The sequence below is a fragment of the Vibrio sp. A37 genome (assembly GCF_059777565.1).
Map to the genome: position 1 here is coordinate 1 of NZ_JBLNLI010000013.1, position 15,604 is coordinate 15,604.

At 44.9% G+C, this 15,604-nt stretch carries 18 protein-coding genes; 9 read left to right on the forward strand and 9 right to left on the reverse strand.

The annotated features are described in order from the left end of the window. The first annotated feature begins 243 nt into the window (after positions 1-243). The gene (locus ACM2FC_RS18360; protein ID WP_498482445.1) at positions 244-789 is read left to right on the forward strand and encodes a gamma carbonic anhydrase family protein; all 546 of its coding nucleotides are present in this window, start codon (positions 244-246) and stop codon (positions 787-789) included. 7 nt (positions 790-796) lie between these two features. On the opposite strand, the gene ACM2FC_RS18365 is transcribed toward ACM2FC_RS18360, so the two are convergent. From ACM2FC_RS18365 to tsaC, 4 genes are all read right to left on the reverse strand, one after another. After that, complete coding sequence (locus ACM2FC_RS18365) at positions 797-1,057, reverse strand: DUF1488 family protein (RefSeq protein ID WP_498482446.1); 261 nt, start codon at positions 1,055-1,057, stop codon at positions 797-799. Beyond that, positions 1,054-1,887: a shikimate dehydrogenase gene (gene aroE, locus ACM2FC_RS18370; RefSeq protein WP_498482447.1), complete on the reverse strand. Its 834-nt coding sequence runs from the start codon at positions 1,885-1,887 to the stop codon at positions 1,054-1,056. Before aroE ends, ACM2FC_RS18365 begins: the two co-directional genes overlap by 4 nt. 103 nt (positions 1,888-1,990) lie before the next feature. Further along, positions 1,991-2,908, reverse strand: coding sequence for an oxygen-dependent coproporphyrinogen oxidase (gene hemF / locus ACM2FC_RS18375; RefSeq protein ID WP_498482448.1), 918 nt, complete (start codon positions 2,906-2,908; stop codon positions 1,991-1,993). An 18-nt stretch (positions 2,909-2,926) separates the two neighbouring features. Next, on the reverse strand, positions 2,927-3,484 hold the full coding sequence (gene tsaC / locus ACM2FC_RS18380; protein WP_498482449.1) for an L-threonylcarbamoyladenylate synthase type 1 TsaC: 558 nt from the start codon (positions 3,482-3,484) through the stop codon (positions 2,927-2,929). A 201-nt stretch (positions 3,485-3,685) separates the two neighbouring features. Between tsaC and purE the strand changes: the two genes are divergently transcribed. After that, positions 3,686-4,171, forward strand: coding sequence for a 5-(carboxyamino)imidazole ribonucleotide mutase (gene purE, locus ACM2FC_RS18385; RefSeq protein ID WP_498482450.1), 486 nt, complete (start codon positions 3,686-3,688; stop codon positions 4,169-4,171). A gap of 4 nt (positions 4,172-4,175) precedes the next feature. Next, positions 4,176-5,294 (forward strand): 5-(carboxyamino)imidazole ribonucleotide synthase, encoded by a 1,119-nt coding sequence (locus ACM2FC_RS18390; protein WP_498482451.1) that lies wholly within the window; start codon positions 4,176-4,178, stop codon positions 5,292-5,294. Between the two features lie 24 nt (positions 5,295-5,318). Here ACM2FC_RS18390 and ACM2FC_RS18395 read toward each other — a convergent pair whose 3' ends face one another. The 3 genes from ACM2FC_RS18395 to dprA are packed head-to-tail and all read right to left on the reverse strand — an operon-like array spanning position 5,319 to position 7,522. Continuing rightward, positions 5,319-5,894: a DNA topoisomerase family protein gene (locus ACM2FC_RS18395; RefSeq protein WP_498482452.1), complete on the reverse strand. Its 576-nt coding sequence runs from the start codon at positions 5,892-5,894 to the stop codon at positions 5,319-5,321. 30 nt (positions 5,895-5,924) lie between these two features. Continuing rightward, positions 5,925-6,401: a DUF494 family protein gene (locus ACM2FC_RS18400; protein ID WP_498482453.1), complete on the reverse strand. Its 477-nt coding sequence runs from the start codon at positions 6,399-6,401 to the stop codon at positions 5,925-5,927. Next, entirely contained in the window at positions 6,398-7,522 is a 1,125-nt protein-coding gene (gene dprA, locus ACM2FC_RS18405; RefSeq protein ID WP_498482454.1) for a DNA-processing protein DprA, read from the reverse strand. Before dprA ends, ACM2FC_RS18400 begins: the two co-directional genes overlap by 4 nt. Positions 7,523-7,696: 174 nt before the next feature. On the opposite strand from dprA, the gene def reads away from it, so the two are divergent. The 6 genes from def (at position 7,697) to ACM2FC_RS18435 (ending at position 14,030) form a co-directional block, all read left to right on the forward strand. Further along, complete coding sequence (def, locus tag ACM2FC_RS18410) at positions 7,697-8,218, forward strand: peptide deformylase (protein ID WP_498482455.1); 522 nt, start codon at positions 7,697-7,699, stop codon at positions 8,216-8,218. Between the two features lie 32 nt (positions 8,219-8,250). Further along, complete coding sequence (gene fmt, locus ACM2FC_RS18415) at positions 8,251-9,198, forward strand: methionyl-tRNA formyltransferase (RefSeq protein WP_498482456.1); 948 nt, start codon at positions 8,251-8,253, stop codon at positions 9,196-9,198. 77 nt (positions 9,199-9,275) lie between these two features. Then, positions 9,276-10,553 (forward strand): 16S rRNA (cytosine(967)-C(5))-methyltransferase RsmB, encoded by a 1,278-nt coding sequence (gene rsmB / locus ACM2FC_RS18420; RefSeq protein WP_498482457.1) that lies wholly within the window; start codon positions 9,276-9,278, stop codon positions 10,551-10,553. Between the two features lie 60 nt (positions 10,554-10,613). Beyond that, positions 10,614-11,990: a Trk system potassium transporter TrkA gene (gene trkA / locus ACM2FC_RS18425; RefSeq protein WP_498482458.1), complete on the forward strand. Its 1,377-nt coding sequence runs from the start codon at positions 10,614-10,616 to the stop codon at positions 11,988-11,990. 12 nt (positions 11,991-12,002) lie between these two features. Continuing rightward, positions 12,003-13,448 (forward strand): TrkH family potassium uptake protein, encoded by a 1,446-nt coding sequence (locus ACM2FC_RS18430; protein ID WP_498482459.1) that lies wholly within the window; start codon positions 12,003-12,005, stop codon positions 13,446-13,448. 24 nt (positions 13,449-13,472) lie between these two features. Beyond that, positions 13,473-14,030 carry a DUF3157 family protein gene (locus ACM2FC_RS18435; RefSeq protein WP_498482460.1) on the forward strand — a complete coding sequence of 186 codons (558 nt, stop codon included), beginning with the start codon at positions 13,473-13,475 and terminating at the stop codon, positions 14,028-14,030. Here the strand turns inward: ACM2FC_RS18435 and trhA are convergent. Together trhA and ACM2FC_RS18445 are read right to left on the reverse strand one after the other, a co-directional pair. Continuing rightward, positions 14,027-14,677 (reverse strand): PAQR family membrane homeostasis protein TrhA, encoded by a 651-nt coding sequence (gene trhA, locus ACM2FC_RS18440; RefSeq protein ID WP_498482461.1) that lies wholly within the window; start codon positions 14,675-14,677, stop codon positions 14,027-14,029. The genes ACM2FC_RS18435 and trhA overlap by 4 nt on opposite strands. Before the next feature lie 72 nt (positions 14,678-14,749). Beyond that, positions 14,750-15,532, reverse strand: coding sequence for a sporulation protein (locus tag ACM2FC_RS18445; RefSeq protein WP_498482462.1), 783 nt, complete (start codon positions 15,530-15,532; stop codon positions 14,750-14,752). Positions 15,533-15,604 lie beyond the last annotated feature (72 nt).

Consider the following 15,604-nt stretch of genomic DNA (forward strand, 5'->3'; position numbering starts at 1 on the left):
CTTTTTCAAAACTTTTTTAAGCACTTGGCTTAGCTAGGAGACCTTGCTAACTGGGTGCTTGGCTTGTTTGAAGCCATCCCGTGTCAGCGAGGGGGCATTATAGAGATCCCCTTCACATTGGCAAGTGTTTTTTTCAGTTTTTTTAATATTTTTTAGATCTGATTATTTTCTGGTCAAAAACGGCTATTTTTCTTACTCTTTTACTCCTATATAGTCCTAACATCACAAACTAAAGGAATCTTTATGAGCTCTATTCGTAGCTATAAGGGCATTGAGCCAAAAATCGGTAAGCGCGTGTATATAGACAGTAGCGCTGTTATCGTCGGTGATATCACTGTCGGCGATGATTCTAGTATTTGGCCACTTGTCGCTGCTAGAGGAGATGTAAACTCTATAACAATAGGTCAACGTAGTAATATCCAAGACGGTAGCGTGTTGCATGTTACTCACAAGAATAAGGAGAACCCGGAGGGGTATCCACTCATCATAGGCGATGATGTAACAGTAGGCCACAAAGTCACTCTTCATGGCTGTATTATTAAAAATCGCGTTTTGGTGGGAATGGGAGCAATCGTTCTTGACGGTGCAATAGTAGAAGATGAGGTGATGATCGGTGCAGGTAGCTTAGTCGCACCCAATAAGGTACTTGAAAGTGGTTATCTATATGTTGGAAGCCCAGCTAAAAAAGCGCGTCCATTAACGGATAAAGAGCGCGCCTTTCTACAAAAGTCTTCTGACAACTATGTGCAAAACAAAGAAGACTATCTACATCAAGTAAAGCCTGTTTAAACGCACACTATATTTGTATACGTCCAGAGGAGTCATACTCCTCTTCTTCGATAGCCTGCTCGGCGAGCTCTTCAAGATCAAACCGTAACCTTTCAAAACAGGCTAAAGCCTGAGAAGGTGAATCTAGGTTTTCTCCTGACATCCGCGCTAAGTCTTCAATTTTCACGATACAGTCAACAAGCATCCCAGAGACTTGTGAAGGAAAGACAACGGCTTGAAGCTCGTGGCTCCAACTCTGTTCATCTGGGAAAATTATTGATTGATTCATTGGCCTTGTAGCTCTTCTCGTAATGTCTCTTCGACCGCTTGGGTGTCAGGCCGAACGCCTCGCCATACCATAAAACTCTCAGCAGCTTGGCCGACGAGCATGCCCAGACCATCAAGAGCCTTTGGCACACCGTTTTCCTTTGCCCAGCAATTAAATGACGTCTGCTCTGCTTTGTATACCATGTCATAGCAAACTTCACAGCCCTCAAATATCACTGACGAAACATTTGGTAAGTCGCCAGACCAACTTGTCGACGTCGAGTTAATAACAATATCAAACCCGCCAGCAAGGTCATCGAAGCTAGAAGCTTTTAGGTCACCATAGTCCTGAAACCTATCCGCTAACTGCTGTGCTTTTTCTACAGTACGATTCGCAATGACAATTTGACTTGGCTTTTGATCGAGTAGAGGTTTTAAAACTCCACGCGCGGCACCGCCCGCACCAATCAATAGAACAGTTTTGCCTTCAAATGACGCTCCGTTCTGGAGTAGATCTTGAACTAAGCCTTCACCATCGGTGTTATCACCAAGGATTTGGCCATTATCCAGTTTCTTCAGGGTATTAACTGCGCCTGCAAGCTCCGCCCGTTGCGTCAATTCATCCGCAAACTGATAAGCATCGCCTTTAAATGGCATAGTGATATTACAACCTTTACCACCTCTACTAAAAAACGCCTCAGCCGATTTCTTAAACCCATCCTCTGGTGCCAATTCAGCAGTATAGGCAATATTTTGCTGTGTCTGCTGAGCAAAAAGAGTGTGAATCGCTGGAGATTTACTTTGGCTTATCGGGTTACCGAATACCACATAACGGTCTGTATGCTGAGTCATCTTACTTCCTCGGACTGGATTAAGTTAGCAAACTATCACTATCGCAAACCAGTCTCAATGTTATTCATTTGTTCAATAGTTGAGCTAAGAACTAGAGAAATTTTTACCAATCTCTTGGTTGCAAATAATGCTGATACAACTCCGCTTCTGGCGAGCCATCTTCAACTTGATAATTGTATTCCCAGCGAGCTAGAGGTGGCATAGACATCAGTATCGACTCAGTTCTGCCGCCACTTTGCAGACCAAACAAAGTCCCACGGTCGTAAACGAGATTGAACTCAACATAGCGGCCTCTGCGATAGAGCTGGAATTGGCGCTCTCTTTCACCAAATGACGTATCCTTTCGACGTTCAACAATTGGAACATAGGCTTTAGTGTAACCTTCGCCAACGGCTTTAATGTAATCAAAGCACTTTTCAAATTCCCAGTGATTTAAATCGTCGAAGAATAACCCACCAACACCGCGTGTTTCTTCACGGTGTGGCAAGTAAAAATATTTGTCACACCAAGCTTTATGTTCTGAGTAAACCTCTTCACCAAAAGGCGCACAAAGTTGTTTGGATACATCATGCCAATGCTGACAGTCTTCTTCAAAAGGATAGAAAGGAGTTAGGTCAAAGCCTCCACCAAACCACCAGATTGGCTCTTCATCGTCTTTTTCTGCGATAAAAAATCGAACGTTGGCGTGAGAGGTGGGAACATAAGGGTTATTTGGGTGCATGACCAAAGAGACACCCATAGCCTCAAACCTTCTCCCCGCCAATTCAGGTCGGTGAGCGGTCGCTGAGGCAGGCATCTGCTTTCCTTCTACATGAGAGAAGTTCACGCCACCTTGCTCAAACACGTTACCTTTATTCATGATGCGCGAGCGGCCGCCGCCGCCCAGCTTTTCTCCGGGTTCACGTTGCCAAGCATCTTCTTCAAACGTTGCCTGACCATCAACTTGCTCTAATTGTTGGCAGATGGAATCTTGTAAATCGAGTAAAAACTGCTTTACTGCCTGTTTGTTTATCGAAGTCATTATTAATCCTTTTCAGTCCTAACCTTGGCGCAATACCTTAGACGTTTTGATATCTCTTATTTCACTAGGATTTTCACGGCCACCTGTTTCTCCAGCCAAGACGACAAGCGGTTGTTCACCCAGCTGTTCCATCACTTCTTCTGTTGTTTTACATGGAGGCAGACCAGACAAGTTAGCGCTGGTTGAAGTGATAGGCTTACCAAAAGCATTCGTTAACTCTTGCACCAGTGGGTGATCAGTTACACGAACAGCAATCGTCGAAAACTCTCCAGAGACCCATTGGGTGACCTTCTCACTGGCTGGCATAATCCAAGTAACCGGCCCTGGCCAAGTCTCCATCGCCTTCTCTAGCTGTACAGCTTTCAATTGGCTCAAATCGATGTATGGCACCAATTGCTCGAAGTTGCCTGCAATTAAAATCAGGCCTTTTTCTACTGGCCTCTGCTTAATTGAAAGCAATTGCTGGATAGCTTGAGAGTTATCAGGATCGCAACCAACCCCAAATACACCTTCTGTTGGATACGCGATGACTTTTCCTTGCTGCAGAGCTTGTACAGCCTGTTGAAGATCGGACACTGATTCACCTTCACTGTTTGTATAATTCGTTCTAATAGCGCTAAGTTTAACGACAAAAAGCGAACAGGCGAAAGTTTAATTTTGCAGCATTCGGACAAAACTGGCTCAACGAAAAAAGCAAACGTTTGCTTAGAATTTATTTCGCCGTATAATGCGCTCAAACTATCAGCTCGCCTATTACCAAAAACGAAGGAGTTCGAGATGACTGTCGGTATTATCATGGGTTCTAAATCTGACTGGCCAACAATGAAACTAGCTGCGGATATGCTAGACCAATTTGGTGTTTCCTACGAAACAAAAGTAGTTTCGGCTCACCGTACCCCTCAACTTCTTGCAGACTACGCAACCAGTGCCAAAGAGCGCGGCATTAAGGTTATTATTGCTGGAGCAGGTGGCGCGGCGCATTTACCTGGTATGACTGCGGCTTTCACTAGCCTTCCTGTTCTGGGTGTTCCTGTACAATCTCGAGCTCTAAACGGCATGGATTCTTTGCTATCCATCGCGCAAATGCCAAAAGGTATTGCGGTTGGTACTCTAGCGATTGGTGAAGCAGGTGCAGCAAACGCTGGCATTCTAGCGGCGCAAATCATCGGTACGCATAATGAAAGCGTGATGGAAAAAGTCGAAGCTTTCCGCGCCGAGCAAACTGAAACGGTATTAGCCAACCCAAACCCAGCAGAGGACTAAACAAATGCGAGTCTTAGTATTGGGTGCGGGACAACTAGCAAGGATGATGTCATTAGCCGGTGCACCTCTCAATCTTTCCATTACCGCTTTCGATGTTGCTAGCGGAAAAATCGTTCACCCTTTAACTCAGGCTCACATTGGCGACGGCCTAGAAAATGCGATTGCACAAGCGGATGTTGTCACTGCTGAATTCGAACACATTCCCGCTGACGTTCTTGAAGTTTGCGAAAAGAGCGGTAAGTTTCTCCCTGGTATGCAAGCGATTCTCACCGGCGGTGACAGAAGAATAGAAAAAGCCCTGCTAGATAAAGCTCAGGTAAAAAACGCTAAATACCATGTCATCGAAAGCAAAGCGGACTTCGAAGCAGCCATTGAATATGTCGGTGTGCCAATGGTATTGAAAACGGCTTTGGGCGGCTACGACGGCAAAGGACAATGGCGACTTAAGGACTTGGCGAATGCAGATGCAATATGGCAAGAAATGGAGTCATGTTTAGCAGATTCAAAGCAGGCTATCGTCGCTGAAGAATTTGTCCCATTCAATCGGGAGGTTTCTCTTGTTGGCGCACGCAATGCTAACGGTGAAATTGCTGTTTACCCGCTCGCAGAAAACGTCCATACCGACGGCGTTTTAAGCCTATCGACACCGATCAACGATATAGAGTTGCAAGACAAAGCCAAGCAGATGTTCACTGCTGTCGCTGAAACAATGGATTACGTGGGTGTTTTGGCAATTGAATTTTTTGATGTTAATGGTGAGTTGCTCGTTAATGAACTGGCTCCACGCGTTCATAATTCAGGACACTGGACACAACAAGGCGCGGAAACTTGCCAGTTTGAGAACCACCTACGCGCTGTTTGTGGTTTGCCTTTAGGAAGCACAAAGCTAGTTAGACCAACTTGCATGATCAATGTTCTGGGTGAGGACACATTGCCAGAAGAGCTGCTAAAGCTTGAGGGCTGTCATATTCACTGGTACGGAAAAGAAAAACGTACAGGGCGCAAGATGGGTCACATCAATGTAAGCGCAGAGTACACCGCAGAGCTAGACAGAAAACTCGCACAACTTGCCACCGTTTTAGACAAAAAAGCATTTCCCGCAATGCAACGCTTCAATCAATAGTGATAAAAACTGAAAAAGGTGTCGCTAAGACACCTTTTCTTTTTGTATATGATGGCATTTCTTATCGGCACACTGATACTTTTCTCCGCTGGCTAACTTTTTCTTCATTAGTAACGGAAAACCGCAAGCCTCACACGAACCGGCTACTGGCTGTTGATTGATAGCAAATCGACATTTTGGGTAGTTGTCGCAAGAATAAAACACTTTGCCAAAGCGATTATTGCGCTCCACGATATGCCCTTTACGACATTCAGGGCAGGAAAGTTCGGCTTGTTGGTTTTGCGAGTGATGATTTTCTAGACTTTCTATGTGGTGGCACTCAGGGTAGTGACTACAACCAATAAACATTCCATATCGGCCTTGTCTAAGCACCAGCTCTTGCCCACATTCAGGACAAGCAACACCCAACGCTTTCACCACATGGCCATCGTTTTGATGTATCGGACGCATGTAATCGCATTCTGGATAATGATTACAACCGAGAAAACCGCCTCGCTTACCATATTTCATTTGTAATTGCCCTCCACATTGAGGGCAATTTTCGCTTTCTAACGCGTGCTCGTGAGCACTGAAAAGCTGATGATCGATTTTACTACTCATAAACTTCTTGAGCTTTAGGGCCGTCTATCTTTAATGTAATATCCCTTGCTCTTTGGTGTACAACAGCTCTTCCATTAGCGTGTAGGCGTTCTCATTACCTGGCACATTAAACAGCACCATTAGAATAATCCATTTCAGATCATCTAATTCAAATTCGCTGGTTTCAAGACCCATAACTCGGTCGATTACCATCTCGCGAATCTCAGTTGTGAGAACTTTAATTTGCTCCAAAAACATCAGAAAGCCGCGACATTCTAAATCGAGCCTCGACATTTCGGTGCGTGTGTAAATACGTGTAGATGTGGCTGCACTGGTTGCAATTGCTGAGTGTGTATCGCTTTGTTGTAACGCTGCTAACCCCTCTAACCAGTGGAGGGCCTTGTAGATATCTTCTTGGTGAAAACCTGCTCTTAACAATTCATCTTCGAGCTCGTCTTGATTGACCTGTAACTCCGCATCACTATGGATGTACGTCTCGAACAAATACATAAGTATGTCCATCATCATAGCTCGCCCCTCCCCTTTCGAATATAGCCACCGGAAACTGCAACAACATGCCCGAGAAGTTCTAACTCCAAGAGCTGCATCATGACTTCATGTACAGGAATATTGGTCCTGTCCGCTAAAATATCAACTGGCGTAGCCTCTACTCCTACGTTAGCTAACAGATCAGCAAATGGCAATTCTTCTTGTGCATCATTTTCATCAAAAAGTACCGCTTTCACGCTTTTATTATTATTTATCGACCAGTTTACTAATATTTCAATTTCATTTAGGACATCTTGGGTATTTTGTACTAAGCAAGCACCTGATTTAATTAGCTGGTTAGCCCCACGGCTAGAAGGGTTATGAATCGAGCCAGGAATGGCAAAAACTTCTCGTCCTTGTTCAGCGGCATATCGAGCAGTAATCAAGGAACCACTTCGCTCTGCGGCCTCCACAACTAAGACTCCGACAGAAAGCCCACTGATAATACGATTTCTTCTGGGGAAATGATTTGATCTCGCTTTTGCCTGTGGCAAGAACTCTGAAACCAATGCACCACCTTGCTCAGTAATGCGCTGCGATAAAGCTTTATGTCTGCTCGGGTACACTTGCTCCAATCCTGAGCCTAAAACGGCGATCGTCGAACCACCACCTTTTAAAGCACCATCATGGGCGTAGCCGTCAATTCCCAACGCTAGCCCACTTGTTACCACCAAACCTTGCACAACAAAATCTTTGGCAAAAGCAAACGCCGATTGCAAAGCATCTCGACTGGCATTTCGGCTTCCAACCATAGCTATCTGAGGCATGTCGAGTACCTCTAACTGACCTTTAACGAATAGTATTGGTGGCGGGGAATGGGTTTGGTTAAGAAGAGAGGGGTAATTCGGCGCTGCAGGAACCAATATATGGTTGTTGGTTGAACTATTCCCCCATTCTAGGCAGTTCTCTACCTCCATTGGGGCGATGTTATGAAGGTAGTTAATCTGCTCTTGGTTAAAGCCTATATCACTCAAAGCGCAGCTATCATAACCAACGATATTTTCTATTTCGTCAATTGTGGCAAGTTTGGCTAAAGATTTCGCTCCGAGTCTCGGAGTTAATGCGAGCGCTAACCAGGCTAATAAATAATCGTCGTTCAACCTATCTTCCTAAAATTAAGACAAATGTAAACGTTTTGGTCCTCTTTCTCTGCAATATGGACACAGAAGCGAAAAATTATACTTTTGGCATGCTGTCATTTGACTGATAGAATGTCTAGAATTGACCCAATTATTTTTACGCCGTTTCGGCACAATTCAATTATTTGAGTGTATATGTCTGTATTAGAAGTATTAACGTTTCCCGACGATCGCCTACGCACTGTCGCTAAACCGGTCAAAGAAGTGACCCCAGAACTTCAGAAATTTATCGACGATATGATCGAAACGATGTACGACGAAGAAGGTATTGGTTTGGCAGCAACCCAAGTCGACTTTCATCAAAGAATCGTCGTGATTGACGTGTCTGAGTCTCGCAATGAACCGATGGTTTTAATTAACCCAGAGATTACTGAAAAACGTGGCGAAGACGGTATCGAAGAAGGCTGCTTATCTGTCCCAGGCGCTCGAGCACTGGTACCTAGAGCTGCAGAAGTTTCTGTAAAAGCGCTGGACCGTGATGGAAAAGAGTTTACTTTTGATGCTGACGACCTATTGGCAATCTGTGTTCAACATGAGTTGGACCATTTAGAAGGTAAGCTTTTCGTCGACTATCTATCGCCACTCAAACGTAAGCGCATCCAAGAGAAACTTGCCAAAATCAAGCGCTACAACGAAAAACAAGCCAACAAAGGGTAACTGTTTACCCTTTAGTTAGAAGGAAGCCCACCTTGAGTTCGTCTTTAAAAATTGTATTTGCAGGTACTCCTGATTTCGCCGCCAGACATTTGGCGGCGTTATTGTCTTCACAGCATGAAGTTATCGCTGTTTATACTCAACCCGACCGTCCTGCTGGTCGAGGAAAGAAACTCACGGCTAGTCCAGTTAAAAGCCTAGCGTTGGAGTATGATATTCCAGTCTATCAGCCAGAGAACTTCAAATCTGATGCAGCGAAGCAAGACTTGGCAGAACTTAACGCCGATATTATGGTGGTGGTCGCTTACGGGCTACTATTGCCTCAAGTCGTGCTAGATACCCCAAAACTTGGTTGCATCAACGTACATGGCTCTATCCTGCCTCGCTGGCGCGGTGCAGCGCCAATACAGCGTTCAATTTGGGCTGGCGACAAAGAAACTGGCGTGACCATTATGCAAATGGATATCGGCCTAGATACTGGTGACATGCTGCACATTGCAACCTTGCCTATTGAAGCTGATGACACCAGCGCTTCTATGTATGAGAAACTTGCAGAACTTGGCCCAACAGCTTTGGTTAGCACTCTATCTGACATCGCATTAGGCCAAGCTAAACCTGTCAAACAAGATGACGACCTTGCCAATTACGCGCAAAAGCTATCTAAGCAAGAAGCGAAAATCGATTGGAATGACAAAGCGGAACATATTGAACGCTGCGTGCGCGCTTTCAACCCTTGGCCAATGAGCCACTTTGCTGTTGCAGAGAACAATATTAAGGTTTGGAAAAGCCGCGTGGAAGATATGGCTTCGGATAAAGCGCCTGGCACCATTATCCAAGCAGACAAGACCGGGATCTATATAGCCACTGGTGAATCGGTTTTAGTACTAGAATCACTTCAGGTTCCAGGTAAGAAAGCTATGTCAGTACAAGATATTTTGAACTCACGTTCAGACTGGTTTGCAGTCGGTACTCAACTAAACTAGTCTAGAGCCTGCCGAAAGATGAATTCGACAGGCCTTCATTTCAGGGCAGAGATGTCCTCTACTTTAAGGTAACAGCTATGAATGTTCGCGCTGCCGCTGCCAACGTTTTATATCAAGTTGTAGATAAAGGTGTTTCTCTATCTTCAGCTCTTCCCACCGCACAACAATCCATCAAACCAAGAGATCACGCGCTTTTACAAGAGATATGCTACGGTGCGCTGCGTTATTTACCACGCCTTGAATCGATCAGCGGAAAACTAATGGATAAACCATTGCGGGGAAAACAGCGAGTATTTCATCACTTGATTCTGGTGGGCATTTACCAGCTTAGCTTTATGCGAATTCCTGCTCACGCAGCAGTAGCGGAAACCGTTGAAGCGACCAAAACCTTAAAAGGCCCTCGCTTGAGAGGACTGATAAACGCGGTATTAAGAAACTATCAGCGCCAACAGCAAGAGCTGGATCAGTTTTCAGTCAGCCATAACGCTGGAAAATACGCCCATCCCAGCTGGCTAATTAAACTGCTAGAACAAAGCTATCCAGATCAATGGCAAAGCATCATTGAAGCCAATAACCTCAAAGCGCCGATGTGGTTAAGAGTAAATCGGCAACATCACACCCGAGATGAATACCTCTCGAAGCTAAAAGAGCAAGGCATTGAAGGTGAAGCTCACCATGAAGCCCAAGATGCAATAAAGTTAGCTAGTGCTTGTGATGTAACTAAGCTACCAGGATTTGAGAAAGGTTGGGTCTCTGTACAAGATGCGGCTGCTCAATTATCGGTAGAATATCTCCAGCCACAAGATGGTGAACTCATTTTAGATTGCTGCGCAGCACCGGGTGGAAAAACGGCGCATATCCTAGAGCGCAGTAACAACGTGAGTGTTGTCGCGCTAGATTGCGATGAAGCTCGCTTAAAACGCGTACAGGAAAACCTACAGCGTTTAAACTTAAAAGCACAAGTGATCTGTGGCGATGCAAGAAATCCACAAGATTGGTGGAGTGGCGATAAGTTTGACCGTATCCTACTGGACGCTCCTTGTTCAGCATTAGGGGTTGTTCGCAGACACCCTGACATCAAATGGCTACGCCGCAGTGAAGACATTGCAGCGCTTGCTAGCTTGCAGAGCGAGATCATGGATGCCATGTGGCAACAGCTAAAAGTGGGTGGAACTTTGGTTTACGCGACCTGCTCTATCAGCCCACAAGAAAATGCAGAGCAAGTAAAGACCTTCTTAGCGAGAACACCTGAAGCTGAGTTAATAGGTAGTGAGAGGTCTAACCCTGGAAGACAAATCTTACCTGGAGAAGACGATATGGACGGGTTCTATTATGCTGTTATCGAGAAGCAATAGTAATTAAATAAACTCATTAATAAGACTCACGAAAATTCAGGATTAACTAGAGAATTCAGTATGAAGATCATCATTCTTGGTGCAGGTCAGGTCGGTGGAACCCTCGCAGAAAACCTAGTGGGTGAAAACAATGACATAACCATTGTTGATAAAAACAACGAGCGACTACGCGAACTGCAAGATAAATATGATTTACGAGTTGTGAATGGTTACGCCAGCCACCCGCAAGTTCTTCTGGATGCTGGCGCTCAAGATGCAGATATGTTGGTAGCTGTCACCAACATGGATGAAACCAATATGGCCGCCTGCCAAGTTGCTTTCTCTCTTTTCAACACGCCAAACCGTGTCGCACGAATTCGATCTCCTGAATATTTAGTTGAGAAAGAGGCTTTATTTAAGTCGGGGGCAATCCCAGTAGACCACCTTATTGCGCCAGAAGAACTCGTTACCAGCTATATTGAAAGACTAATTCAATATCCCGGCGCGCTGCAAGTTGTTAGCTTTGCCGAAGAAAGAGTCAGCCTAGTGGCGGTAAAGGCTTATTATGGTGGCCCCTTGGTGGGCAATGCGCTTTCAGCGCTTCGCGAGCACATGCCACATATCGACACTCGCGTAGCTGCCATCTTCCGCCAAGGTAGAGCGATTCGCCCTCAAGGCACCACGGTTATTGAAGCCGATGACGAAGTATTCTTCGTCGCAGCAAGTAATCATATCCGCTCTGTTATCAGTGAATTACAACGCCTTGAACGGCCTTATCGGCGCATCATGATTGTTGGTGGCGGTAACATTGGTGCGAGCTTAGCGAAAAGACTTGAAGAGTCGTACAGCGTCAAGCTTATTGAACGCAACTACCAACGCGCCGAAAAGCTTTCTGAGGAACTCGAAGATACCATCGTTTTTTGCGGCGATGCAGCCGACCAAGAACTTCTCACGGAAGAGAATATCGACCAAGTCGATGTCTTTATCGCGTTAACCAATGAAGATGAAACCAACATCATGTCGGCAATGCTCGCTAAACGCATGGGCGCAAAAAAAGTAATGGTTCTTATCCAGCGTGGCGCTTATGTTGACTTGGTACAAGGAGGCGCGATTGATGTGGCTATTTCTCCACAACAAGCGACTATTTCTGCTCTTCTAACCCATGTTCGCCGAGCCGATATCGTCAATGTATCTTCACTTCGCCGAGGCGCGGCAGAAGCCATAGAAGCGATTGCTCACGGGGATGAAACAACATCCAAAGTGGTTGGACGAGCGATCAGTGACATTAAGTTACCACCAGGCACAACCATTGGTGCAATTGTTCGTGGCGAAGAGGTTTTAATAGCCCATGATAGAACAGTGATCGAACAAGACGATCATGTAGTGATGTTCTTGGTCGACAAAAAGTACGTACCCGATGTAGAAGCCTTATTCCAACCAAGCCCGTTTTTCCTTTAGGTTGTAACTACTATGGTCAACTTTCGCCCAGTACTGTTTGTGATAGGGCTGGTTTTATCTAAACTAGCTTTATTTATGTACGTCCCGACTGTTGTGGCATTTTTTACCGGAACAGGCGGATTCATCGAATTTGCCAAAGCTGTCATTATCACTCACATCGTGTCGTTGATTTGCCTATCATTTGGCAAAACCAAGTCGTTCAAGCTTAATGTGCGCGATATGTTTTTGATCACCAGCTTAGTTTGGATGATCACCAGCGCATTTGCTGCGCTGCCTTTTGTCTTCATTAACCATATTAGCTTCACTGACGCCTACTTCGAGACGATGTCTGGCATCACAACCACAGGTTCAACGGTACTCAGTGGCTTGGATAAAATGCCTCCCAGCGTCATATTGTGGCGCTCAATATTGCAGTGGATTGGCGGGGTAGGATTTATCGTCATGGCCGTGGCCATCTTACCTATGCTAAACGTTGGTGGTATGAAGTTGTTCCAAACCGAATCTTCCGACTGGTCAGATAAAAGTAGCCCTAGAGCAAAAACCGTAGCTAAAAATATTGTAATAGTCTATTTAGTGCTCACCGCGCTCTGTATTTTGGGCTATAGATTGGCGGGAATGAGCCTTTTTGACGCCATTAATCATGCTTTTACGACTCTATCAACTGGAGGCTATTCAACCACAGACAGCTCGATGAACCACTTTTCGCACTCCGCTGACTGGGTTGGAACTCTCTTTATGTTCCTAGGTGGCCTGCCCTTTTTACTATTCGTCACCGCAATGAGGAAGCGCAAGCTAAAAGCTTTGTTGTATGACGAACAAGTAAAAGGATTCACCTACTTGGTATTAGTCGCAAGTTTCACCATTGCGATATGGATGACCTTAAGGGATGGTTATCAACCGTTAGATGCCCTGAGGCTATCTATGTTTAATGTAGTGTCGGTCCTTACTACAACCGGATATGGTCTTGGGGATTTTACTGCATGGGGCGCACTGCCAACCACGATTTTTGCTGTGTTACTCATGATAGGCGCTTGCTCTGGCTCTACCGCTGGCGGTATTAAAATTTTCCGCTTTCAGATAGCCATGACCCTACTTAAAAAACAAATGCTAAAGCTCATTCACCCATCAGGCGTATTTGTACAAAAATATAATAATCGCCCAGTGACAGATGATATTGTTCGCTCACTGGTTGCATTCACATTAATGTATTTTATTACTATTATTGGGCTCGCAGCATTTCTCAGCGCGCTTGGTTTAGACCCAGTGACCAGTATTTCAGGTTCAATAACCGCCGTCGCAAACGTTGGACCTGGTATGGGGCCAATCATTGGCCCGACTGGTAACTTTGCTCCATTACCAGATGCAGCGAAATGGGCATTAAGCCTAGGTATGTTAATGGGCAGGCTCGAAATTTTGACGTTATTGGTACTCTTCTTCCCAGCATTTTGGAGACGCTAGTAGACACTACTGCCACTGTTGATTATGAAAAAGCTTTTATTAACCCTATTGATATTTATCACACCATTTAGCTACGCAGCGGAAGTTGTCACTCTAAAAGATGGACGTAAAGTTCAACTTAACGACAACTTCACTTGGCAATATGTCGAGGCGAGTGCTCACAACGTTTCAAGTGACAAACATACAACTACCACACCAATAATTCCTATTGTAGTGTCGCAAGCCGTCAGCACCCTCGCCGCTGTTGGCGCACACAAACCGACACTTCAACTGTCTAAATCAGGTGTTGATGTGCTGCTCGGAGCTTTGCAGTATCAATCAGGCACTCTCACTATACCCACATCAATCACTAACCAAGGCAGTGAGTCAGTCATATTGGTTACGCTTGACGTCACCATTTCAGATACTCACGGTAAGGTTCTCGCGAATCAAACCGTCAACGTCTGGGAGTCGATTAAAAGGCTGGCTGACACCTACCTGAGACCTCAAAGCCAAAAGACAGGTAAAAGTATTGCATTGGATGTGAAAGCGTTGAAGCAATACAAGATAACAGCAACGATTACCCAAGTAGTAACGCGCTAGACAGGCGTTACGTACAGGTATATCGCGAGGTAGTGACAAACACTACCTCCCAAAACAAACAGGTGCCAAATCGCATGATTGTAAGGCAACCTTTTAGCCGCATAAAAAATAGCGCCCAGCGAATAGACCACTCCACCAGCGGCCAATAAGATGATGCCGTTTAATTGTAAGTGCAACACAAGCTGATAGATGACGATTAAAGACAGCCACCCCATCACTAAATACGTTGCTAACGACACTTTTTTAAATCGATAGACAAATATCATCTTAATAATCACGCCAACGATCGCTAATAACCAAATGACAATCATCAATCCAATTGCGAGAGGCGTACGCAAACTCACCAGCATAAATGGGGTATAGCTACCCGCGATAAGTAGGAAAATGGCGCTGTGATCAAATGTCTTGAGCCAACGCTTTGCGTTAGGAAAAGGAATTGAATGGTAAAGAGTAGAGGCCAGAAAAAGCAACACCATGCTCGCGCCGTATATTGCATAACTCGCAACAGCCAAAGAGTCGGCATGGTGAAGGTTGGCTTTAATCAGCAGTAATATTAACCCTACAATGCTGAAAACCAAACCCACACCATGAGTTAATGCATTGAATAACTCTTCTCTAGGTGTGTACCTGCTTGCTACCGAACCCATAGCGCACCTCTTCAGCCAAAATTAGAGTTCAGTATCACACATTTAGCTTACACGTGTAAGTTAAACTTTAAGCTAGAGGTAGGTCTCTTCCAAGTAGCTTATTACCATATCGCCAGCTTGCTCTGCCGTGGCAGCAAAAGGAATCGAAAGGTGATGCGTTAACTTATCTTTGCTCAGTAAACTTGCTAACATGCCTTTTGTGCCCTTGCGGTTTCTATCAATCTCAAACCACATCTGAACATCATTTTCCGTGTAATGGCAAACCAGCTCTAACTCTCTCCAACAGCCATGATAAGGACCATCGATAGGCACGAACTCAAACTCTTGTACGTAAGGCAATGGGAAACCATCTACCGCTTCACATTCTACTTGTCTGATACTCAAACCTTTATTTTCTAAAGCAGAAAAAATGCCATCCATTAAAACATCAGGACGAACCGTCAATATGTCTTTGTCAGTTGGGTCTGGAGCCTTAGCGATATCTACATCGGTCTGAACCCATACTTTGGTATCACCGATTGTGATTGGGGTATTCCAAGGTATATCGAGCTCAACGTCAAAGTCACGCGTTTCACGTGGCTCAAGGGTAAAAGAGTACGGCAACTCCCAAGTCAACAAGGTGTAATTCTCGTGATCGCGTTGAAGTTTATTGGAGCTTTTGTCCACAACTTCTTTGATATAACGACAACACAACCTTAGATGAATGTTTTCAATTTCTTGCTGCTCACCGCCACCATATAAATGAACGGTGATATTAGCTTTTTGTCCTGGGAAAAGAACATCTTGGCGCAATACAGAGTCGACTTTGACCGAGCCAATTCCGAAGCTTGAGAGGGTCTTATTTATAAACGACATGTACACCTCCATTTGGAATATTCATATTAATCCGGTTTACTATCGAAACTCAATGGACCTATTTCACTATTT